18 protein-coding genes and 3 pseudogenes are annotated in these 21,893 nt (G+C 73.0%); 5 read left to right on the top strand and 16 right to left on the bottom strand.

Features of this window, described 5'->3' with window-relative positions:
* The first annotated feature begins 95 nt into the window (after positions 1 to 95).
* Complete coding sequence (locus tag ACXAHD_RS03295; protein ID WP_281554184.1) at positions 96 to 1,199, top strand: baeRF2 domain-containing protein; 1,104 nt, start codon at positions 96 to 98, stop codon at positions 1,197 to 1,199.
* Positions 1,200 to 1,237: 38 nt separating this feature from the next.
* Here the strand turns inward: ACXAHD_RS03295 and ACXAHD_RS03290 are convergent, their stop codons facing one another.
* Together ACXAHD_RS03290 and ACXAHD_RS03285 are read right to left on the bottom strand one after the other, a co-directional pair.
* Positions 1,238 to 2,113, bottom strand: a complete 876-nt coding sequence (locus ACXAHD_RS03290) for a universal stress protein (protein WP_281554185.1) — start codon at positions 2,111 to 2,113, stop codon at positions 1,238 to 1,240.
* On the bottom strand, positions 2,110 to 3,087 hold the full coding sequence (locus tag ACXAHD_RS03285; RefSeq protein WP_475048485.1) for an Acg family FMN-binding oxidoreductase: 978 nt from the start codon (positions 3,085 to 3,087) through the stop codon (positions 2,110 to 2,112). Before ACXAHD_RS03285 ends, ACXAHD_RS03290 begins: the two co-directional genes overlap by 4 nt.
* Positions 3,088 to 3,264: 177 nt before the next feature.
* On the opposite strand from ACXAHD_RS03285, the gene ACXAHD_RS03280 reads away from it, so the two are divergent.
* Entirely contained in the window at positions 3,265 to 3,903 is a 639-nt protein-coding gene (locus ACXAHD_RS03280) for a response regulator (RefSeq protein ID WP_123600861.1), read from the top strand.
* 63 nt (positions 3,904 to 3,966) lie between these two features.
* Here the strand turns inward: ACXAHD_RS03280 and ACXAHD_RS03275 are convergent, their stop codons facing one another.
* The 6 genes and pseudogenes from ACXAHD_RS03275 to ACXAHD_RS03250 all read right to left on the bottom strand — a co-directional run bounded on the left by ACXAHD_RS03275 (position 3,967) and on the right by ACXAHD_RS03250 (position 9,869).
* Complete coding sequence (locus ACXAHD_RS03275) at positions 3,967 to 5,643, bottom strand: sensor histidine kinase (protein WP_475048549.1); 1,677 nt, start codon at positions 5,641 to 5,643, stop codon at positions 3,967 to 3,969.
* Between the two features lie 118 nt (positions 5,644 to 5,761).
* The gene (locus ACXAHD_RS03270) at positions 5,762 to 6,640 is read right to left on the bottom strand and encodes a universal stress protein (protein WP_281554186.1); all 879 of its coding nucleotides are present in this window, start codon (positions 6,638 to 6,640) and stop codon (positions 5,762 to 5,764) included.
* Complete coding sequence (locus tag ACXAHD_RS03265) at positions 6,637 to 7,737, bottom strand: Acg family FMN-binding oxidoreductase (protein WP_281554187.1); 1,101 nt, start codon at positions 7,735 to 7,737, stop codon at positions 6,637 to 6,639. Before ACXAHD_RS03265 ends, ACXAHD_RS03270 begins: the two co-directional genes overlap by 4 nt.
* A gap of 24 nt (positions 7,738 to 7,761) precedes the next feature.
* A complete protein-coding gene (locus ACXAHD_RS03260; RefSeq protein WP_281554188.1) occupies positions 7,762 to 8,232 on the bottom strand; it encodes a cation transporting ATPase C-terminal domain-containing protein in 471 nt (156 codons plus the stop codon).
* Positions 8,233 to 8,317: 85 nt separating this feature from the next.
* Positions 8,318 to 8,845: pseudogene (locus tag ACXAHD_RS03255) on the bottom strand (P-type ATPase actuator domain-containing protein); the annotation flags it as partial.
* 43 nt (positions 8,846 to 8,888) lie between these two features.
* The gene (locus ACXAHD_RS03250) at positions 8,889 to 9,869 is read right to left on the bottom strand and encodes an Acg family FMN-binding oxidoreductase (protein WP_475048481.1); all 981 of its coding nucleotides are present in this window, start codon (positions 9,867 to 9,869) and stop codon (positions 8,889 to 8,891) included.
* Positions 9,870 to 10,113: 244 nt separating this feature from the next.
* Between ACXAHD_RS03250 and ACXAHD_RS03245 the strand changes: the two genes are divergently transcribed.
* Positions 10,114 to 10,647, top strand: coding sequence for a cyclic nucleotide-binding domain-containing protein (locus ACXAHD_RS03245; protein WP_281554190.1), 534 nt, complete (start codon positions 10,114 to 10,116; stop codon positions 10,645 to 10,647).
* A gap of 227 nt (positions 10,648 to 10,874) precedes the next feature.
* Positions 10,875 to 12,182 (top strand): FAD-dependent oxidoreductase, encoded by a 1,308-nt coding sequence (locus ACXAHD_RS03240; RefSeq protein ID WP_281554191.1) that lies wholly within the window; start codon positions 10,875 to 10,877, stop codon positions 12,180 to 12,182.
* A 30-nt stretch (positions 12,183 to 12,212) separates the two neighbouring features.
* On the opposite strand, the gene pflA is transcribed toward ACXAHD_RS03240, so the two are convergent.
* The 8 genes and pseudogenes from pflA to ACXAHD_RS03200 all read right to left on the bottom strand — a co-directional run bounded on the left by pflA (position 12,213) and on the right by ACXAHD_RS03200 (position 20,837).
* Positions 12,213 to 12,944 carry a pyruvate formate-lyase-activating protein gene (gene pflA, locus ACXAHD_RS03235; RefSeq protein WP_281554192.1) on the bottom strand — a complete coding sequence of 244 codons (732 nt, stop codon included), beginning with the start codon at positions 12,942 to 12,944 and terminating at the stop codon, positions 12,213 to 12,215.
* Position 12,945: 1 nt separating this feature from the next.
* Positions 12,946 to 15,201, bottom strand: a complete 2,256-nt coding sequence (pflB, locus tag ACXAHD_RS03230) for a formate C-acetyltransferase (RefSeq protein WP_475048476.1) — start codon at positions 15,199 to 15,201, stop codon at positions 12,946 to 12,948.
* 90 nt (positions 15,202 to 15,291) lie between these two features.
* A complete protein-coding gene (locus ACXAHD_RS03225; RefSeq protein WP_281554194.1) occupies positions 15,292 to 16,164 on the bottom strand; it encodes a universal stress protein in 873 nt (290 codons plus the stop codon).
* Positions 16,165 to 16,180: 16 nt separating this feature from the next.
* Positions 16,181 to 16,630 (bottom strand): universal stress protein, encoded by a 450-nt coding sequence (locus ACXAHD_RS03220; protein ID WP_281554195.1) that lies wholly within the window; start codon positions 16,628 to 16,630, stop codon positions 16,181 to 16,183.
* A gap of 206 nt (positions 16,631 to 16,836) precedes the next feature.
* Positions 16,837 to 17,127: pseudogene (locus ACXAHD_RS03215) on the bottom strand (helix-turn-helix transcriptional regulator); the annotation flags it as partial.
* Between the two features lie 96 nt (positions 17,128 to 17,223).
* The gene (locus tag ACXAHD_RS03210; protein WP_475048472.1) at positions 17,224 to 17,406 is read right to left on the bottom strand and encodes a hypothetical protein; all 183 of its coding nucleotides are present in this window, start codon (positions 17,404 to 17,406) and stop codon (positions 17,224 to 17,226) included.
* A 33-nt stretch (positions 17,407 to 17,439) separates the two neighbouring features.
* Positions 17,440 to 19,867: pseudogene (locus ACXAHD_RS03205) on the bottom strand (pyruvate, phosphate dikinase).
* 109 nt (positions 19,868 to 19,976) lie between these two features.
* Positions 19,977 to 20,837, bottom strand: coding sequence for a universal stress protein (locus ACXAHD_RS03200; RefSeq protein WP_281554196.1), 861 nt, complete (start codon positions 20,835 to 20,837; stop codon positions 19,977 to 19,979).
* Positions 20,838 to 20,980: 143 nt separating this feature from the next.
* Between ACXAHD_RS03200 and ACXAHD_RS03195 the strand changes: the two genes are divergently transcribed.
* Positions 20,981 to 21,646, top strand: a complete 666-nt coding sequence (locus tag ACXAHD_RS03195) for an HAD family hydrolase (protein ID WP_281554197.1) — start codon at positions 20,981 to 20,983, stop codon at positions 21,644 to 21,646.
* Positions 21,647 to 21,893: the final 247 nt, after the last annotated feature.

Below are 21,893 nucleotides of genomic sequence, written 5' to 3'. Positions count from 1 at the left end.
CGAGGCAGGGCACCGGCGACGCCGGGTGGAGTATCCGCAGCGGCTACCGGGTACCGCAAAGGGACGACCTGCCGACGACCAAGGAAGGACCTACGGTGACTTCGACCACGCCCCGTACCACCCTCGCCGACCTGGCCACCGTCCCCGGCCCGTTCGTGTCGCTCTACCTGGACACCAGCGGCCGGGCCCCGGACACCGGCGAGCAGGTCCAGCTGCGCTGGCGGGCGGCCCGCCAACGGCTGGCCGAGGCGGGGGCGCCTGGCGAACTGCTCGACGTGATCGGCGGGCTGACGAACCGGGCCTACGCCGACGGGGACACCCTGGTGGTGATCGCCGACGCAGAGCGGGTGCGGCTGGTGCGTCAGCTGCCGGAACCGCCGGAGCGGGAGATCGCCAGCTACGGTGCGATCCCGCACCTGTTGCCCCTGTTGCGCTGGCAGCAGCGGCAGCTACCCGTTCTGGTGGTGGCGACCGACCGGGTCGGCGCCGAGATCGTCGCCCTGCAGCCGGACGGTGTGGAGGTGACCGAGTCGGTCGCCGGGGAGACGTTGCACATCACCCGGTCGCATCCGGGCGGCTGGTCCCAGCGGCGGTACCAGCAGCGGGCCGAGGACCGCTGGGAGGCCAACGCGACGCTGGTGGCCGAGCGGCTCGCCGAACTGGTCGACGAGGTCCGACCCCGGGCGGTCGTGGTCACCGGGGACGTCCGGGCGGTGCAGTTCCTACGGGACAAGTCGCCGACCCGGGTCGCCGAACTGCTGCACGAGGTGCAGGGCGCCTACGACACCACCGACGCGGCGGTCGAACAGGCCGTCGACGTGGTGGAGGGCATCGCCGACGCGGACGTGGCCGCCGCCGTCGCGGCGTACCGGCGGGAGATCGGCCAGGCTGACCGGGCCGCCGCTGGGGCGTCGGACACGCTCGCGACGCTCGCCCGCCGGCAGGTCGACACCCTGCTGCTGGTCGACGACCCGCAGCTGACAACCCGTTCGGCGTACGCCGGACCGCAGCCCGACCAGGTCGGTGCCACGGTCGGCGCGGTGGCCGTTTTCGGCGTGACGGATCCCGTCGAGGTGCCGCTGGGTGATGCCGCCGTGCGGGCCGCCCTCGCCGGCGGAACCCGGCTGGTGGTGGTGCCGGACAAGCTCGCCGACCAGGTGCCCGACGGCGTCGGTGCGATCCTGCGCTACACCGTCTGACCGGGCGGCAGGGACGTCCGACCCGGCTGGCGGGCCGGTCAGCGGTGCGAATGTGGGCGGGCCACCAGCACCGGGCAGTGTGCGTGGTGCACCAGTGTCTGACTGACCGAGCCGAGCAGCAGCCCGGTGAAGCCGCCGCGACCACGGGAACCGACCACCACCAGACCGGCCTTGCGGCTCGCCTCGACCATCACCGCGTCCGCCTCGACCCCTTCCAACGGCCGCTGCTCGATGGGCAGGTCCGGATGGCGTCGCCGGACGGCGGCGACGGCGGCGTCGAGCAGTTCGTCGGCCTCCCGGCGGGCACCGTCGGCCGGTGCCGCGACCTCCGTGCTGTCCCGCATCGGACTCGGCCACCAGACGTGGAGTACGGCCAGCCCGACCCGGCGCGCGGCGGCTTCGTCGGCTGCGGCGTGCAGGGCTTGCTCCGCGTGCGCCGAACCGTCGACGCCGACCAGTACCGGGCCGTCCGCCTCGACGGGCGCATCCGGTGGCCGGACCACCAGCACTGGGCAGTGTGCGTGCCCGGCCACCTGTGAACTGACCGAGCCGAGCAGCAGCCCGGTGAAGCCGCCGAGGCCCCGACTGCCGACCACGACCAGCTCCGCGTGCCGAGACTCCTCGATCAACGTAGGGGCCCCGCCGGCTGCCACCTGCCGGGTCTGCACCGTTATGCCGGGCCGCTCGCCGCGCAGCTGCGCGGCGGTCTCGGCGAGCATCCGCTCACCTTCCTCGTTCGGCCCGGGTAGTTCGCCGTCGTACGGATTGATCGGGATCCCGTACCCGAAGGCGTGCAGATAGCCGTGGACCAGTACCAACGGCGCGCCGTGCCGGACCGCGGCCTCGGCGGCGTGCCGGGCGGCGCACAAGCTGGCCGGTGATCCGTCCACCCCTGCGACGATCGGGTCACTCATCGTTCCTCCAGGACCGTGTCGATCACGTCGGCCGGATCCCGACGTGGCGTCGGTCGGCCGGGCTGACCGTATCCGATCCTGATGACCATTTGTGGTGTTCCGAATCGTCCGAGTGCCAGCCGGAGCTGCTCGCGGGCCTGAGTGACCTCGATCGGCTGGGACAGCATCGACGCGGCCAGGCCGGCGTCGGTGGCCGTCAACAACACCCGCTGCAGCGCCTGCCCGGCGGTGAGCTGGTCGCTCGGCGTGTTGCCGGTCGCGCCGAGCACCGCCACCAGCGGCTCGGACTCGAAGTCGCGGCCAGGGGTGCGACGGGCACTGCCGAACGGTCGCCGGGGAAGCAGGTCGTGCGGCTCCGCGACCGGTCCACCGGCGGCCGCCGGCACCCCGTCCGGTGCCGGGAAGTGCCGGGTCCACCGCGCTACTTCCGCCCGGTACCCGGGATCCCGGTCGAGCACCCGGTTGGCGCTGGTGGCGATCTCCGCGACGGCGGTGACGGCGGTTGAGCCGACCACCAGCTCCAGCCAGCCGCCCTCGGCCTGGGCCGCCTCGATCAGCCGCCGCCGCACCGGCGGCGGCACCGGATCCGGCCGCAACGGCAGCCGGTTGCTGTGCCGGCGTGGCACTGCGGCGTACAGCCTGGACTCGGCCGGCGTGACTGGCCGCGGTGGTCCGGGCACCAGCCGGGCCAGCAGCCACGGGTCGGCCGGCTCGGGGCGGAGCCGGACCTCGGCCGGTGTGCCGGCGGCGGCCAGGGCAAGCCGCAGGTTGAACAGGGCGGCCCCGCAGCCGATCCGGGCGGCCCAGCCGGTCGGATCGCAGGCGGTGAGCAGCCGGTCCGGGTCGAGCCGGAGCTCGATCGCGCTGCCGACCAGCCGGAACCGCCACGGCTGGCTGTTGTGCAGCGACGGGGCGCGGACCGCCGCGGTCACCGCGGTGCGCAGCTGGGCCATGGTGAACGTGGTGGTCAACATGACTACACGGTGTCCGGTCCGGGCCGGCACCGGCAGGGCCGTACGTCCCGGATCCTCCCGGGCCACCGGGCCCGTCCGTCTCGACTGCCTCGCCCGCCGTCACCTGCCCCAGGCGACCCCGGCGCCCGGGACTTTGGTCCCTGGCTGTAGCGCCCCGCGACAGGGTAGAAACAGAGGATGATCCGCGTCTTCCTGCTCGACGACCATGAGGTCGTCCGCCGTGGCCTTGCCGACCTGCTGCAGAGCAGCGGTGACATCGAGGTGATCGGCGAGTCCGGGTCCGCGCAGGAGGCTGCCCGGCGCATCCCGGCGCTGCGCCCGGACGTGGCGATCCTCGACGCCCGGCTGCCGGACGGCAACGGCATCGACGTCTGCCGGGACGTGCGGGCCGTCGACTCGTCCATCAACGGGCTGATCCTCACCTCGTACGAGGACGACGAAGCGCTCTTCGCCGCGATCATGGCCGGTGCCGCCGGTTACGTGCTCAAGCAGATCCGGGGCACCGACCTGGTGGACGCGGTACGCCGGGTGGCGGCCGGTCAGTCGCTGCTCGACCCGGCGGTGACCCGCCGGGTGCTGGAGCGGATCCGCAGCGGCGTCGAGGAGCCGCACGAGCTGAAGTCGCTCACCGAGCAGGAACGCCGGATCCTGGAGTACGTCGCCGAAGGGCTGACCAACCGGGAGATCGCCGGCAAGATGTTCCTCGCCGAGAAGACCGTGAAGAACTACGTCTCCAGCCTGCTCGCCAAGCTCGGCCTGGAGCGGCGGACCCAGGCGGCGGTGCTCGCCACCCGGCTGCTCGGCCCGCGTCACTGACCCTGCCGTAACGGGACCATTCCGGGTCAGGTCAGTCCCGTAACGGGACCATTCCGGGTCAGGTCAGTCCCGTAACGGGACTTTCCAGGTCAGGATGGTGCCGCGCGGATCCCCGGCGGCCACCGAGAAGGCTCCGTCGCGCTGTTCGGCACGTTCCCGCATGTTGACCAACCCGCCCCGGGCGGCGGCCGGGTCCACTCCGACGCCGTTGTCGGTCACCGTCAGCGCGATTTCCCCGCCGAGTGCTGACACCCGTACCGCGACCTGGCTCGCCCGGGCATGCCGTACCACGTTGGACAGCGCCTCCCGCAGCACCGCCAGCAGGTCCGGACGGATCTGGTCAGGCACGGCGCTGTCCACCGGCCCGTCCAGTTGCAGGGCGGGCCGGAAGCCCAACCCGTCGGCGGCCGAGTCGACCGCCTCGCGCAACTCGGTACGCAGGACCGCGCTCATCGGGGTACGCAGCTCGAAGATCGCCCGGCGGATGTCCCTGATGGTGGAGTCCAGATCGTCGACGGCGGTGTTGATCCGTGTTCCGATCTCCGGTCGGCCACTGCACAGCGGCATGGCGCTCTGCAACTGCAGCCCAGTGGCGAACAGCCGCTGGATCACCACGTCGTGCAGGTCGCGGGCGATCCGTTCCCGGTCCTCCAGCACCACCAGCAGCTCGCGTTCCTCCTGCGCCCGGGCCCGCTCGATGGCCAGCGCCGCCTGACCGGCGAAGCTGGCCAGCAGCGGCGCGTCCCCGTCGGCCGGCCCGGCAGCGTCCGCGCGGTGCGCCACCACCAGCACGCCGTGCAGTGTCTCCGAGACCGTCAGCGGAGAGATCACCGCCGGTCCGGCGGTGACCGGCACCGGCCACGGTGCCGCCTTCGCCAGGCTCTCCACCATGATCGGCTCACCGCTGGTGATCGCGCCGGCGAAGCTGGTCTCACCAGCCGGCAGCACCGCGCCGACCAGCCCGGAGGTCGACCCCCGCGGTACGTCCACCACCTCGACCGTGAACTGGGCCGCCTCGTCATCGTTGACCAGGACCAGCACCATCTCCGCCTCGGCCACCTCACGTGCCCGCCGGGCGACCAGGGCCAGCGCGTCGGTGCGGCGCACGGTGCCGAGCAGTACGCCGGTGATCTCTGCGGTGGCGGCCAGCCAACGTTCGCGTCGGTTGGCCAACTCGTACAGCCGGGCGTTCTCGATCGCCACGCCGGCGGCGGCGGCCAGCGCCGTCACGATCTCCTCGTCGTCCTCGGTGAACTCGGCCGCGCCCTGCTTCTCGGCCAGGTACAGGTTGCCGAACACCTGGTTGCGGATGCGCAGCGGCACTCCCAGGAAACTGTGCATCGGCGGATGGTGCGGCGGGAATCCGTACGACCGCGGGTGCCTGGTGATGTCCGGCATCCGCACCGGTGCCGGATCGTCGATGAGCAGGCCGAGAACGCCCCGACCGTGCGGCAGGTCACCGATCGCCGCGTGCGTCTGCGGGTCGATGCCGTGGGTGACGAAATCGACCAGATGGCGGTCCGGGCCGATCACCCCGAGGGCGCCGTACCGGGCTCCGGCCAACCCGCACGCCGCCTCGACGATGCGCCGCAGGGTGCTGTGCAGCTCCAGGTCGGTGCCGATGCCGACCACCGCGTCGAGCAACGCACGGAGCCGCTCCCGACTGGTGACGACCTCGCCGACCCGGTCGAGCATCTCGTGTAGCAGCTGGTCCAGTCGGACCCGGGACAGTGGGGTCAGGCCGAGCGACGGCGCGTCGCGGTGCTCGGCCGGCGGGGGGTTCGCGGCGCTCACAGCGACGATGCTAGCCGGCCCGTCGCCGGACCGGCTCGGCTCGCCGCCCGCCGGTCCGGCCCACTCAGTGCCGTGCCGGCCTGACCACGACCAGCGGACACTGACTGCGGTACAGCAGGGCGTTGCTCACCGAGCCGAGCAGCAGCCCGGTGAAGCCGCCCCGCCCGCGGGCGCCGACCACCAGCAGCTGACCCCGGGCCGACTCCTCGGTCAGCACCTTCGTCGCCCGCCCCTGGACCGACAGCTGCCGTACGGTCAGGTCGGGATGCCGCTGGCGGACCCCGGCCACCGACTCGGCGAGCAGCGCCTCCTCCTCCGCCTGCAGCGCCGCCGCGTCGTAGACCAGCGGTTGCATGTCACCCGGTCCGATAGACGGCGGATGGGTCCAGGTGTGGACCGCGAGCAACTCCGTACCGCGCAGGTCGGCCGCCTCGGCGGCGAACCCGACGGCCTGTGCCGACAGCTCGGAGCCGTCCACCCCGACGATGACCGGACCGCTGCGGTCGCAGTCGCCCCGGGCCACCAGCACCGGGCCGTCGGCGTGGGTCGCCACCTGGGAGGCGACGGAGCCGATCAGCGCCCCGGAGATCGGTCCGAATCCGTGGTCGCCGAGGACGACCAGCGCGGCGGAGCGTGCCTCGGCGAGCAGGACCATTGCGGCGGCCCCGTCGACCACCTGGGTGGCGATCTCGAGCTGCGGCGCTTCGTCGGCCGCCGCCTTGGCCGCCTCGTCGACGATCTCCCGGGTGTACCGTTCGACCTCACCTTCCGGCGGCACCGCTGGTGCCAACGCCATCGGTGCCTGCAGCGCCGGCCAGACGAAGGCGTGCACGATCCGCAGCGGGCGCCGTCGCATCGCGGCCTCCCGGGCGGCCAGCCGGACGGCCTGCACCGCGGCCTTGGAACCGTCGACGCCGACCAGTACGGGTCCGTCGGGATTCATCGACCCTCCTCGGGGTCGGTGGCGTGGGGGTTCGCGGCGTTCACCTCACTGGTGTCCACCAGCTGAGCCGCCGGTATCCTCGGCGGGTGCGGTGGGCCGGCGTGGTCCGGGCTGGCGATGCCGAGCCGTAGCACCAGGTACGGGTAGCCGAGCCCGGCGAGGATGTGTCGCAGGGTCTGCCGGGTGGCGGCCACCTCGACCGCCCCGCTCAGCGGAACCACCGAGATGCCCAGCTCGGTCGCGGTCAGCCAGGCCGACGAGAGCGCCTCGCCAGCGGCCAGCCAGGACGTCGGTTCGTCGTCGTCACCGAAGAGCAGGGCGTAGACGGCGGCCCGGTCGTGCCCGCCGCCGACCGGCAGGGTGCCGGACCGGCCGAAGTCGCGTCCGGGCACCGTGGTCTGCGCGGCCCGCTCCGGCAGGACCTCCTCGGGCAGTCCGGTGCCGGGCGGGGTGCCCAGCCCGGTCCAGTAGTCGAGTTCGCCGCGGATCTGCGGGTCCTCCGACTCGGCCTCCTCCGCCCGGCTGGCCGCCGCAGCGAGCAGCATCACCTGGTCGGAGGAGAGGATCTGCAGCTGGACGCCGGTGCCGGCGGCGGCGGTGACCGCGGTGACCGCCGCGACCGGTAGCGGTTCGTCGCTGACCGGCCGACGGTCGGTGTGTCGCACCTGCATCGCCTGGAACATCCGGACGGTGTCGGCCTGGACCGCGATCCGTTCGGTGGGTCGCAGCACCGCCAGCAGGTCCTCCTCGGCCGGGTCCGGCAGCCGTTGCACCTGCGCCGTCCAGCCCTGAGCGGCGAGCGCGATCCTCGCGTGGTGCAGCGCGGCGCCGCAGCTGAGGATGAGCAACCGGCGGTCCGGATCGGTGGCCGGCAACTGCCGGTCCCGGGCGGCGCGCAGCTCCAGACTGTCCGGCCGGACCCGCCATTGCCACGGCTGGGTGTTGTGCACCGACGGCGCGTAGCCGGCGGCCGCGGCGGCCTCGGCCAGTACGGCGGCCAACGGCCGGTCGGCGGTCGCGGCGTCGACGCCGGTCACCGCCGTGTCGACGGTGGTCCCGGTCCCGGTCCCGGTCCCGTTGGTGGTGACCTCGTCCATCTGCTGCCTCCTGGTCTGGGTCTGCTACGCCGACGGCTCGTGGCCGACGGGACGCGGGGAATCCGGACCCGAACCACGTCCGTTCCCGCTCCGGGACAGATGTAACACCAGTGCGGGCAGCGCCGCGACAGCGGCACAGGCCGCCAACTCGGTCAGGGCCAGCGGCTCGGTGCCGAGCAGCGCCCGCAGCGGACCGAGGTGGACCCCGGCGAGCTGCAGCAGGCCCGCCCCGGCCACCGCGAATACCAGCGCCGGGTTCGCCATCCGCCGTCGGCCGTCGGCCGCCGTCGTACCCCGTTGAGTGCCTTCCGCCGCCGTGCCCCGACGGGCCCGGACCGCGAGCGCGACGCCCAGCTGGGCCAGCCCGAGGGTGACGAAGACCACCGTCTGCCAGGGCCGGCCCATGTGGTACGCGGCGACACCGGCCGCCAGGGTGACCGCCGTGATCAACGTGCCGGTGGTGAGCACCCCGGCGAGCAGGCCGGCGCCGAGCACCGACTCGGTGGGCGGTCGGGGTGGCCGGCGCGATCCGCCCCAACGCGCTGTCGGCGCCGGTCCGGGTGACGATGCCGGTCGCCCGGCCGGCGACGACGACGGTGCCGGCGTGGGCCCGGTCACCGTCGTCGTGCTGCACCGGCACCGATTCACCGGTCAGTGTCGACTCGTCGCAGCGCAGCCGGGTCGCGGCGGTGAGGACCAGATCGGCGGGGACGATGTCGCCAGCGGTGATCTTCACCAGATCGCCCGGGACCAGTTCGGCCGCCGGCACGACCCGGTCGACACCGTCGCGTCGCACCCGGGCCACCGGCGCCGCCAGCCGGTCCAGCGCGGCGACCGCCCGGTCCGCCCGGACCTCCTGAACCACGCCGATACTGGTGTTCACCACCACCACGAGCAGGATCACCACGGTGTTCGGGTAGTCGGCGAGTGCCGTGGTGACCACCCCGGCGGCGAGCAGCAGCACGACCAGCGGATCGCTCAGTTGGCGGGCCACCCGGCGGACCAGCCCGGTGCGGTCGGGCCCGCCCGGCACGATGTTCGGCCCGTACTCGATGGTCCGCCGGGTGACCTCGGCGGCGTCCAGTCCACCCGGATCGACCGGTGGCACGGGATCGACGGCAGGTACGCCCGGATCGACGACCGGTCGCGTGTCAACTGGCACCGGCCACCCCCACCGCGTCGACCGGCCGGGTCGGCGCGGGTTCGAGCAACTCGGCGAGCGGCCGGCGGGGCACCGGTGGACTGAGCGGCCCGTAGCCGATCCGGATGATCGCCTGCGCCCGCCGTCCGTCCTGCTGGCGACCGAGCAGGTCACGCAGTTCGGGAAACTCCAGCGGCTGGGTCAGCAGCGTGGTGGCCAGGCCGCGTACCGTCGCGGTGAGCAGCACCCGCTGCAGCGCCTGCCCGGCGCGCAGCCAGTCCCGCGGGGCGTCGCCGACGGTGTACAGCACGGCGAGGACCGGGTCCTCCTCGAACGCGGCGACCCGCCGTCGCGGGGCCGGCCAGACCAGTCCGAAGTCGCGTACCGGCACGGTGCGGGGGACCGGCCAGGGTCCGAAGGCCTGCGGCGGTACGCCGTCGAGCCGGCCCGGTCGGTCCCGGGTCCACCGTTCCAGCTCCGCCCAGTACGCCGGGTCGACCCGACGGCGGTCCTCGGCGGTGCCGATCAGCGCCAGCACCGACGAGCGCATCATCGGGTCGACGACGGCCAGCCGACCGTGCTCGGTCCGGGCGGCGGCGGTGAGCTCGTCGAGCACCTCGCCGGGGACCGCCAGGTCGGCGAACGGGCGGCGGTTGGTGCGCCGGTGGGCGACGGCCCGGGCGAGCAGCCGTACCGTCTCGTCCGTCTCGGTCGGCGCCCCGACCGCGATCCGGGCCAGCAGGTCCGGGTTGTCGGGCTCGGGCAACAGCCGCATGACCGGCATCCGACCGTGGGCCAGCATCGCCACCCGCAGGTTGAACACGGCGGCGCCGACGCTGATGGTCAGTTCCCGGCCGGCCGGGTCGACCAGGTCGACCTGTCGGCGCCGGTCGGCGAGCACCTCGATGCCGGTCGGGTGCGGGCGGAACCGCCACGGCTGGCTGTTGTGCACCGACGGTGCGGCGGCTGCGGCCTCCAGGCAGGCCGCCATCAGCGGACCTGGCCGTCCGTTCCTGATCCATCCGGCGTTCATCGCCGCCCACCACCCCTTCTGCCCGTCGCGCCCTCATCGGTTCCACTCTCGTCCGGATCGGTCCGTCGGGGCAGGGGCGTTGCGCCGCTTCCCGACGGGCACTGCGTCCCGCCCGGGCGGGACCTCCGACCCTGTCGCCCAGGGCGGACCGTCAGCTGCGATGGAAGTCCGTGGTACGTGTCCGTGATCGGACGGAGGAGCGATGATCCGGACCATCGATCTGCTCGACGCCCACCCGTTCCTGGCCGACCTACCCCGGCCCTGGCTGGAGCGGCTGTCGTACCAGGCGCGCCCCGGGGTCCGGCACAGCGGGCAGCAGATCTTCCAGCAGGGACGGTCGGCGGACCGGTTCTGGCTGCTGCGGACCGGGCAGGTGGCGTTGAACTTCCAGGTGCCGGGCCGTGGCGAGATCGACATTGAGACGGTTGCGGCCGGGAGCGTGCTGGGCTGGTCGTGGCTGTTTCCGCCGTACCGCTGGGAGTTCGGGGCGGTGGCGGTGGACCAGACCCTGACGATCGAGTTCGACGCGGCCGGTACCCGTCGGATGATCAGCCAGGACGACGCCCTGGGCCGGGAGCTGACCACTCGATTCATGCGGGTCGTGGTCGACCGGTTGCACGCCGCCCGGACCCGGCTCACCGAGCTGTACGCCTATCCACCGGCCATCGACGGGGATTCGTCCCGACCGGCCGCTGACGTGGATCCGGCCGGCCGCCGGCCCGGTCGCGACGGGTGATGGCCGCGACGAGGTGACCGGTCGGTAATCGGACCCGGTGTGCGAGCGGCCGCGGCGGGGTGGTCGTTGGACGCTTGTCCGCCTAGCCGGAGCTCAGGGCGCGGTACAGCATGATGCGCTGTCTCGACAGGCGTCGATTCAGCTGATGGGGTGACGGGCCTGGCTCCCGGACGTCCCGTGCTGCGTGCTGCGTCTCGGCTGGCCGCCACCACGTCGAGAGGAGACAGATGAGCATCGAGTACGCCGCCCGGCAACTGCCCGTGGTCGTGATCGGCGCCGGCCCGGTGGGACTGGCCGCCGCCGCCCATCTCGCCGGGCACCGGGTCCCGTCGCTGGTGCTGGAAGCGGGTGCCGCCGCCGGTGCCGCGATCCGTAGCTGGCAGCACGTACGGCTGTTCAGCAGCTGGCGGGACAACATCGACCCGGTTGCCGGCCGACTGCTCGACGCCGCCGGCTGGTCGGTGCCCGAATCCGGGTACCACCCGACCGGGGCCGAACTGATCGAGGAGTACCTGCTGCCGCTGGCGAAGCTGCCGGTACTGGCCGACCGGATCCGCTACGGCACCCGGGTCACCGGGATCACCCGGCTCGGCATCGACCGGCTGCGCGGCGCCGGACGCGTCAACGCGCCGTTCGTGGCCCGCTTGGCCGACGGTACCGAACAGCTCGCCCGCGCCGTCGTCGACGCGTCGGGGACCTGGGACACCCCCAACCATCTGGGTGGTGAGGGCCTGCCGGCGATCGGCGAGCGGGCCGCCGCGGCACATCTCGACTTCGCCCTGCCCGATGTGCTCGGCGTCGACCGGCCGGCACACGCCGGCCGGCACACCGTCGTGGTCGGCGCCGGACACTCGGCCGCCACCACCCTGCTCGACCTGATCGAGCTGGCCGACCAGCAGCCCGGCACCCGGATTACCTGGGCGGTCCGCCGGGTGACCGTCGATCCGGTCTTCGCGCCGGGCGCCGCCGACGCGTTGCCGGCGCGCGGGGCGAATGGCACCCGGCTACGGCAACTCGTCGACGCCGGCCGGATCACCCTGGAGACCGGATTCGTCACCCACCGGGTGGAGCAACTGTCCGATCTCGGTCCGGTCCGGCTGTTCAGCCGCGACGGACGGATGATCGTCGCCGACCGGGTGGTCGTCGCCACCGGCTTCCGTGCCGACCACCGGATCGCCGCCGAGCTGCGCCTCGACCTTGACCCGGTGCTCGGCACCAGCCGTGGCCTGGCCACGGTGCTCGACCCTGGGCCGGCCTGCGGCTGGTCGGCGCCGGTACCCGGGGTCGACGAACTGCGTCATCCCGAGTCCGGCTACTTCGTCGTCGGCATCAAGAGCTACGGGCGGGCGTCGGCCTTCCTGATGGCCACCGGCTACCGCCAGGTCCGGCAGATCGCGGCCGAACTGGCCGGCGCGACAGCCGGCGGGGGCTGGCGTGGCGTCACCCACCGGTTCCGCTGGCCACCGGCGTGGCGGGCCGACCGCCCGGTGACCGTGGCCAACGGCGACCAGGTCGGTAGCCGGGGGTCGCGGTAGCCGGTGAGTTCCAGCAGCCGGTAGGCCCGCTCAGTAGACGGTAAGTCCACGGGCGCGGAACTGGCCCCGCACCCGGTCCAGCCGCGCGTCGTCCGGCGGTGCCGTCGCCGCCAGCGGATAGTCCAGGCCCAGCTCGGTGTACTTGTGCGCGCCGAGCCGGTGGAACGGCAGCACGTCGACCCGCTGCACCGTCGGCAGGCCGGCCGCCACCTCGGCAACCCCGGCCACGTTCGCCTCGGCGTCGGTGAGCCCCGGCACCAGCACGAACCGGACCCAGATCGGGGTGCCCCGGTCGGCCAACCGGCGGGCGAACCGCAGGGTCGGATCGAGCCGCCCGGTGCGGGTCACCCGACGGTAGGTCAGCGGATCGGACGACTTGATGTCGAGCAGCACCAAGTCGGTGGCGTCCAGCAGGTCGTCGTCCGCCCGGGCGCCGAGGAACCCGGAGGTGTCCAGCGCGGTGTGCAGGCCGGCGTCGTGGCACCGGCGCAGCACCGCGCGGACGAAGTCCGGCTGCATCAGTGGCTCACCGCCGCTGAGCGTCACCCCGCCACCGGCGACCGAGATGAACCGCTGGTAGCGCAGTACCTGCGCGACCAGCGCGTCGTCGGTGGTCGGGGTGCCGGCGCGCCGGAACCAGGTGTCCGGGCTGTGGCAGAACTGGCAGCGCAGCGGACAGCCGGCGAGGAACGCGACGAACCGGGTACCGGGGCCGTCCACCCCGATCGACACGTCATACGAGTGGACCGCCCCGGTGGTCACCTCACAGCCCTCCGTGGAACGTCCGGGAGATGACATCGCGCTGCTGCTCGGCGGTGAGCCGCACGAAGTTCACCGCGTACCCGCTGACCCGGATGGTCAGCTGCGGGTAACGCTCCGGGTGCGCCATCGCGTCCTCCAGGGTGGCCCGGTCCAGCACGTTGACGTTGAGGTGGAAGCCGCCGGCGTCGGTGTAGCCGTCCAGCACACCGACCAGGTTGGCCACCCGTTCCGCCGGGGTGCGCCCCAGGCCCGCCGGGGTCACCGTGGTGGTCAGCGAGATGCCGTCGCGGGCGCAGTCGTACGGCAGCTTCGCCACGGACATCGCCGCGGCCACCAGCCCGTGCCGGTCCCGGCCGTTCATCGGGTTGGCACCGGGGGCGAAGGGTTCGCCGGCCCGCCGGCCGTCCGGGGTGTGCCCGGTGTGCTTGCCGTACACCACGTTCGAGGTGATGGTCAGCACCGACAGGCTGTGCTCGGCTTCGCGGTAGGCCGGCTGCCGGCGCAGCTTGGCCATGAACGTCTCGACCAGCCAGACCGCGATCTCGTCCACCCGGTCGTCGTTGTTGCCGAAGGCCGGGTACTCACCGTCGACCACGTAGTCGACCACCAGTCCGGTCTCGTCGCGCAGCACCTTGACCCGGGCGTACCGGATCGCCGACAGGCTGTCGGCGGCCACCGACAGGCCGGCGATCCCGCAGGCCAGGAACCGGTGCACCGGGTAGTCGTGCAGCGCCATCTGCAACCGTTCGTACGCGTACCGGTCGTGCATGTGGTGGATGACGTTGAGCGCGGTGACGTAGGTGGTGGCCAGCCAGTCCAACGTCCGGTCGAAGGCCGCGAGGACCTCGTCGTAGTCGAGGATCTCCCCGCCGACCGGCTGACTCACCGGGGCGATCTGCTCGCCGGTGACCTCGTCGCGGCCGCCGTTGATGGCGTACAGCAGGGCCTTGGCCAGGTTGGCCCGGGCCCCGAAGAACTGCATGTCCCGGCCGAGGCGCATGGCCGACACGCAGCAGGCGATCGCGGTGTCGTCGTCGTACCAGGACCGCAGCGTGTCGTCGTTCTCGTACTGGATGGCGCTGGTGTCCAGCGACACCTGGGCGCAGAAGCTTTTGAACCCATCGGGCAGCGTGGGCGACCAGAGCACGGTCAGGTTCGGCTCCGGCGCCGGTCCCAGGTTGTAGAGCGTCTGCAGGTAGCGGAACGTGGTCCGGGTGACCAGGGTCCGCCCGTCGGTGCCGGTTCCGCCCAGGGACTCGGTCACCCAGGTGGGGTCGCCGGAGAAGAGCTCGTCGTACTCGGGGGTGCGCAGGAACCGGATGATCCGCAACTTGACCACGAAGTCGTCGACCAGTTCCTGCGCGGCCAGCTCGGTCAGCTGTCCGGCGTCGATGTCGCGCTGCAGGTAGACGTCGAGGAACGTGGCGGTCCGGCCGAGTGACATCGCTGCGCCGTTTTGTTCCTTGCAGGAGGCCAGGTAGGCGAAGTACAGCCACTGGACCGCCTCCCGGGCGTCGGCGGCGGGCCGGGTCACGTCGTAGCCGTACGCGGCTGCCATCTCGACCAGCTCACCGAGTGCCCGGATCTGCTCGGCCAGCTCCGCCCGGTCGCGGATGACGTCGTCGGTGGACGGGACCAGGTCCAGCGCCTCGCGGTGGGCCCGGCGTTCGGCGATCAACCGGTCCACCCCGTACAGGGCGACCCGCCGGTAGTCGCCGATGATCCGGCCCCGCCCGTAGGCGTCCGGCAGCCCGGTGACGATGTGCGAACGGCGGGCCCGCAGCACATCGGCCGGGTAGGCGTCGAAGACGGCGTCGTTGTGGGTCTTGCGGTACGCGGTGAAGATCCGATGTACCTGCGGGTCGGCCGGGTAGCCGTACGCCGCGAGGGCGCTCTCCACCATCCGCAGCCCGCCGTGCGGCATGATCGCCCGACGCAGCGGCGCGTCGGTCTGCAGGCCGACGATCAGCTCGCGGTCCTTGTCGATGTAGCCGGGGGCGTGCGCGGTGATGGTGGACGGCGTGGCGGCGTCGATGTCGTAGACGCCCCGGCGGCGTTCCTCGACGAACATGTCCCGCAGCCGGTCCCAGACCGCCCGGGTCCGGTCGGTCGCGCCGGTGACAAATCCGGCGTCGCCGGTGTACGGCGTGTAGTTGGCCTGAACGAAGGCGGCCACGTCGATCGTGTCCCGCCACCGTCGTCCCTGGAAGGTCCGCCACGGATCGCGGATCTGCTCGGCGAACACGTCAGCCTCCATTTGGGGTTTGTGCCCGGCGGGTCGGGGACGGCCCGCCGGGCGGGGTGGTCGTCGGCGCGGTGGGCGTCGGCGGGGGGTCGGCGCGCCCGCTCAGCGGGCGTCGGCCGGGACGGTGTCGCGGACGACCGCGACCGGGCTGTGACTGTGGTGCAGCAGCTGCTGCGACACCGAGCCGAGCAGCAGGCCGGTGAAGCCGCCCCGGCCGCGCGAGCCGACCACCACCAGATTGGCGGTACGCGACGCGTCGACCAGGACCCGGCCTGGGTTGTCGACGACCGCCTCGGCGGTCATCGTGACCTCGGGGTACTTCTCCCGCCACCCGGTCAGCTCGTCGTCGAGCAGGGCGCGCTCGGCGGCGACGATCTCCCGGGGGTCGAAGGCCGGTGGCTGCCACTGCGGTGCCGGCAGGTGCCAGGCCCGCAGTACCCGCAGCGGCACCAGCCGGCTGGCCGCCTGCTCGGCGGCGAAGCACAGCGCGGCCAGCGACGGCTCGGAGCCGTCCACGCCGACCACCACCGGGGCGGTCGGGTGCGCCGCGCCGCGGACCACCACCACCGGGCAGTGCGCGTGCGCGGAGACGGCCACGCTGGTCGACCCGAGCAGCAGGTCCGCGAAGCCGCCGTGCCCCCGGTTGCCGACCACCAGCAACGCCGCGTCCCGGGACTTCTCCCGCAGCCGTAGGGCGGCGGGTCCGTCGAGGACGACGGTGCTGATGTCGGCGTCCGGGTGCGTCTCGGCGGCTTCGGCGGCCGCCACCCGCAGCATCGTCTCCGCGTCGCGTCGGGATGCCGCGTTCGGCCAGCTGGTCGGCACGGGGACCAGCGGCCCGGCCCCGGTCGGCCATTCGAACGCGTACGCGAGGACCACCGGGGTGGCGGTCCGGACGGCTTCGGCGACCGCCCAGCTGACTGCGGCGTCGGCGCTGGACGACCCGTCGTACCCGACGACGATCGGCCTGACCATGGCGATCACCTCCGGCTCAGTTGGTGGTGTCGGTGGCCGAGGAGACCAGCGCGGGGACGGGGATCACCACGACCGGGCAGGTGGCCTTGCGGATGCACTCCTCGCTGACCGAGCCGAGCACGGTGTGCTGCAGGCGGCCGTGGCCGTGGCTGCCCAGGACCAGCAGGTCAGCGCTGCGGGCGGCGGCACTCAGTACGTCGGCGGCGCGGCCTTCGACCACCTCGCCGACGACCGGCGTCGCCGACCCGAGCCGGGCGGTCAGCGCGGCGATCTCCTGGTCCAGCAGTTCGCTGGCGCGTTGCCGCTCCTCGATGGGGCTGACGGCGGTTCCACCGTCCCACCGCCAGGCGACGACGGCGCGCAGCGCGCCGCCCCGCTCGGCGGCTTCCCGGGCGGCCCAGTCGAGTGCCCGGCGGCTGCCCTCGGAGCCGTCGACACCGACGACGATCAGGTGACTGGCGCTCATGGTCCTCACTCCTTCAGTTGCACCTGACTACAGTCCACCTCCGTTGACGGGTGGGGGACAGGTGCGAAGGACCCGCCGTTGCGGGACTGGGGTCCCGTCGGTCGACCGGCCGGTGTCGGCGGCGGCCCGGCCGGCGTTGGATGTGGCCCGGGCGGCGGCGATACGGGCGGCGTCGGCGGCGGTCCGGCCGGTGCCGGCTGGCCGCCGGTGAACAGCGCGAGCAGTTCGCCGACCAGGTGGTCGCATTCGGCCGGATGTCGAAACGGTACGTGCGGATTGACGGTGTACTCGTTGCGTCGGCCGACCCGGTGCCGGGTGAGGTATCCGGCTTCCTCCAGGTCGGCGACGATGGTGTGCGCCGCGCGTTCGGTTATCCCGACCCGCGCCGCCACGTCCCGCAGCCGGGCCCGCGGGTCGCGGGCGATGGCGAGCAGGACGTGTCCGTGGTTGCTGAGCAGGGTCCAGGGCGGAAGGCGCCACGTGTCGGGGGTTGTCACAGGGTAATCATATGAGTACCAATACGTGAACTTCGTCCACATGGTTGCCGTCCCCGACCATGCCGGGCTGCGCTGTACCTACCGTGCCCGGCGGGCTCACCGACGCAACCGCCGGGCCCGCAGCAGCCGGGCCCACCAGGGCCGACGGCCGTCGGCGACGACCCGTGGCGCTGGACCGGGCAACCCTCTGACGCTGACCCAGCCGCCCGGTCCGATGGTGACCGTACCGACGGCGGCGGGGCGGCGGCGAGCGACCGCCGCGACCGCTGCGGCGCTCACCGCGGCAACCGCCACCGTCACGGCCGCCGCTGCTCACTGGGATGAGCACGGCCGGATCTGTGCCGCCGCGCGGCCGGCCTCCAGGCGGGCCAACGGCACCCGGTACGGCGAGCAGGACACGTAGTCGAATCCGGCGTCGTGGAAGAACCGCACCGAGTCCGGGTCGCCGCCGTGCTCGCCGCAGACTCCGATCTCCAAATCCGGCCGGGTGGCCCGGGCGTCGGCGACCGCGATCTGGATCAGCCGTCCGATACCGGCGGTGTCGATCGACTCGAACGGCGACACCGGGAAGATGCCGAGCTCCAGGTAGCGGCCGAAGAAACACCCCTTCCACGTCGTCGCGGGAGAAGCCCCAACCCAGCTGGGTGAGGTCGTTGGTACCGAACGAGAAGAAGTCCGCCACCTCGGCGATCGCGCTGGCCGTCAGGGCCGCTCGTGGCACCTCGATCATGGTGCCGACCGGGACCGGCGGCAGACCGTCGAAGCCGGCGAGCAGCGCCTCGGCCTGGTCCCGTACCGCCTCCAGTTCCTGCACCGCGCCGACCAGCGGCACCATGATCTGCGGACGGGGGTCGCCGCCGGCCCGCAGCCGGGCCACGGTCGCCTCCGCGATCGCCTGCACCTGGGTGGCGAACAGGCCCGGCACCATCAGTCCGAGCCGGACACCGCGCAGGCCGAGCATCGGGTTGGCCTCGTGCATCCGGCGGACCGCCGCGAGCAGCCGCTCGTCGTGCCCCGGGTCCTCGCCGAGTGTCTCGGCCCGGGCCCGGCGGGCGTCGGCGGCGGTGTCCGCGTTGGCCCGCACCGCGAGCCGGCGCACCACGTCCGCGTGGCCCAGCAGCCGGTGCACCGCCGACACCAATGGATCCGCCTCCGGTGCCAGCTCGCCCTCGATGTAGCGCAACACCGGTGACGGGTGTACCGGGACGGCGCCGGCGAACACGGCGCCGGTCGCCCCGTCGATCGAGATCAGGTCCCCGGCGTGCAGCACGGTCGGTGCCGCCCCGGTGCCGTCGGCGACGGTAATCTGGCCGGCCGCCGTGTCGACGGTCAACGCCTCGGCGCCGCAGACGCAGGTACGGCCCATGCCCCGCGCCACCACGGCGGCGTGCGAGGTCTTGCCACCCCGGCTGGTCAGGATGCCGGCGGCGGCGATCATTCCGGGCAGGTCGTCCGGGTTGGTCTCCCGACGCACCAGGATGACCTGCTCGCCCCGACCGGCGGCGGCGACCGCCGCCTCGGAGTCGAACACCACCCGGCCGACGGCCGCGCCCGGAGCGGCCGGTACGCCGACCGCCAGCGGCGTGGGCGCGGTTGCCGGGTCGAACCGGGGGAACATCAGCTGACCGAGCTGGGCCCCGGTGACCCGGTCGAGTGCCTCATCGAGGTCGATGACGCCCTCGTCGACCAGTTGCGCGGCGATCACGAAGGCGGCCTCGGCGGTCCGCTTGCCGACCCGTGTCTGCAGCATCCACAGGGTGCCGCGTTCGATGGTGAACTCGACGTCACACAGGTCGCGGTAGTGGTGCTCCAGGGTGTCCATGATCGTCATCAGCCGGTGGAAGCTGCGCGGGTCGATCCGCTCCAGATCCTGCAACGGGACCGTGTTGCGGACCCCGGACACCACGTCCTCGCCCTGAGCGTTGGCCAGGTAGTCGCCGTACACGCCGCGTGCCCCGGTCGCCGGGTCGCGGGTGAACGCCACCCCGGTGCCGGAGTCCGGGCCCCGGTTGCCGAACACCATCGCCATCACGTTCACTGCGGTGCCCAGCTCGGCCGGGATCCGTTCCTGCCGGCGGTACAGCACCGCGCGTTCGGCGTTCCACGACTCGAAGACCGCCCGGATCGCCAGGTCGAGCTGTTCGTGCGGCGACTGCGGGAAGTCCCGGCCGGTGTGCTGGTGGAAGACCTTCTGGTACGCCTCGACCAGGGCGCGCAGGTCCTCGGCGCCGAGCGCCGAGTCCACGGTGACCCCGGCGGTCCGTTTGACCGTCTCCAACTCGGCGGTGAACAGCTCGTCGGGCACGCCGAACACGGTCCGGCCGAACATCTGCACCAACCGGCGGTAGGAGTCCCAGGCGAAGCGATCGTCGCCGCTCTGCGCGGCGAGGCCGTGCACGGTGGTGTCGGTCAACCCGATGTCCAGGACGGTCTCCATCATGCCGGGCATCGAGAACCGGGCACCGGACCGTACGGCGAGCAGCAGCGGGTCGTGCCGGTCGCCGAGCCGCTTGCCCAGCCGCGCCTCCATGCCCCGGAGGTGGCGGTTGACCTCGTCGAACATCCCGGCCGGCGGTGTGCCGTCGGCGAGGTAGGCGCGGCAGGCGACGGTGGTGACGGTGAAACCGGGCGGCACCGGCAGACCGAGCCGGGTCATCTCCGCCAGGTTGGCGCCCTTGCCGCCGAGCAGGTCGGTGAGTTCGCGGTTACCTTCGATGAAGTCGTAGACGAATTTCGGCATGGCGCCCGCCTCCTGCACTGGTCGGCGAATCTCTCTCCTTCCGTGGTAGCAGTGGGCGGTGCGGGCGGGGCAGGGCCGGTCGGGCCACCCCCCAGGGCATAGGTCCCGGTCAGTCGCCGGCGGGCGGCCGGGGGCCGCCTTCGCGGACGATCGCCGTCGCGCACCCGGCGTGGTGCAGCACCGCCTGGCTGACCGCGCCGAGCGGTACCCGCAGCGGATGATCGCCACGGGCGCCGACGACCACCAGCCCGGCCTGGGCGGAACGCTCGATCAGCACCCGGGCCGGCGGTCCGTTCACCACCTGCTGGTGGACCGCGACGTCGGGATGCTTCTCCTGCCACGGGGTGACCGCCGCGGCGAGTTCGTCGGCGGTCGACGCCGAGGCGTCGGCCCAGCTCGACTCGCTCTCCCAGCTGCGTACGACGATCAGGTCGCTGCCCCGCTGCGCGGCGGCGTCGAAAGCGAAGCCGAGCGCGCGCTCCGAGCCGGCCGAGCCGTCCACACCGACCAGCACCGGCGCGGCCGGATCGGGGGCCGGCTCGGAACCGGCCCGGGCGACCAGCACCGAGCAGTCCGCGCGGGCGGCGATCTGTACGGCGAGTGCGTCCAGCGGCAGGCAGGTCCACCGGGCCAGGTCCCCGTCGCCGATCACGACCAACGACGCCATCCGGGACTCCCGCAGCAGCGCGGTGGCTGGGGCGTTCTCGGACACTTCGGTGGTGACGTCGATTCCGGGGGCCGTCCGGGTGGCGGTCTCCACAGCACGTTCGACGAGCTGGTAGGCGTCCGGCTGGGGTTCGTCGCCGCCGGACAGGTCGTCCGGGATCCAGTTGAGAGCGTGCACCAGTCGCAGCGGCCGGTGCGCTGTGGCGGCTTCCCGGGCGGCCAGGGCGACGGCGGCCCAGCTGGATGCCGAGTCGTGGAGGCCGGCCACGATCCGGTCGCGGGCCGGTGCGGCGTGCTCCGACATCGCAACTCCTTTCACCGCTTCTGTCCGGTGCGTGGGCCGCTGCAGCGACCCGGCTCGGATCGAGAAAGGGGAGCTCACCCGCGAGGATAGCGCTCAGTGACCCCGCTCCGGGTCGATTCCGGTCGACCGGGCAGGATGGGGTCATGATCTCGGCAGTGGTGTTCGACATGGACGGCGTACTCATCGACACCGAACCGGTCTGGGAGCAGGTCCGGCGCGACTACGTGGCCGGGGCCGGTGGTCGGTGGCTGCCGGACGCCCAGCAGCGGTTGATGGGGATGAGCACCCCGGAGTGGGCCGGCTACCTGGACGCGGACCTCGGCGTCGGGCGTGGTGCCGACCGGGTCGCCGACGAGGTGATCGACGCCATGGCGGCGCGGTACCGGGTCGAGCTGCCGCTGATCCCGGGCGCGATCGAGGTGGTCCGTGACCTCGCCGGGCGGTTCCCGCTCGCGCTGGCCAGTTCCTCACCCCGCCGCCTGATCGAACAGGTGCTGGCCACGGCGGGGCTCACCGAGGCGTTCCGAGCGACCGTGTCGACCGAGGAGTGCGCGGCCGGCAAGCCGGACCCCGAGGTCTACCAGGTGGCGGCACGGCTGCTCGGTGTACCGCCGCGGCGGTGCCTGGCGGTTGAGGATTCGAGCAACGGGCTGCGGTCCGCCGTGGCCGCCGGTCTGGTAGTGGTCGCGGTGCCGCACTCCGGGTACCCGCCGGCGGCCGATGCCCTGGCCGGCGTGGCGCTCGTCGTCGACCGCCTCGACGAGCTGACGGTCGACCGCGTGCTCGCCCTCGCCAACGAGGTGCGTTAGGCCGCACGGCGTTTACGGGTGGTGACGAGCAGGCCTGTCGACGGTTAGCCGGCCGGCTGTGGGTTCTCAGCAAAGGTGATCCGTGGCGGGCCAGCCGACCAGCAGCGGATCAGTGTCGGTGAGAAGCCCCAGGCCGTCGTCTTCTCACCGGATCTGATCTCTTCTTGGCCTGAGGGTGGAGTCGGGTTGAGCCCCGAGCCAGGGTTCGGTAGATCGTCCGGTCTGGCTCCTCGATATTGCGCCAGAA

The organism is Micromonospora sp. ABR4_055, assembly GCF_056160425.1.
This window is presented reverse-complemented; position numbering and strand designations above follow the sequence as displayed.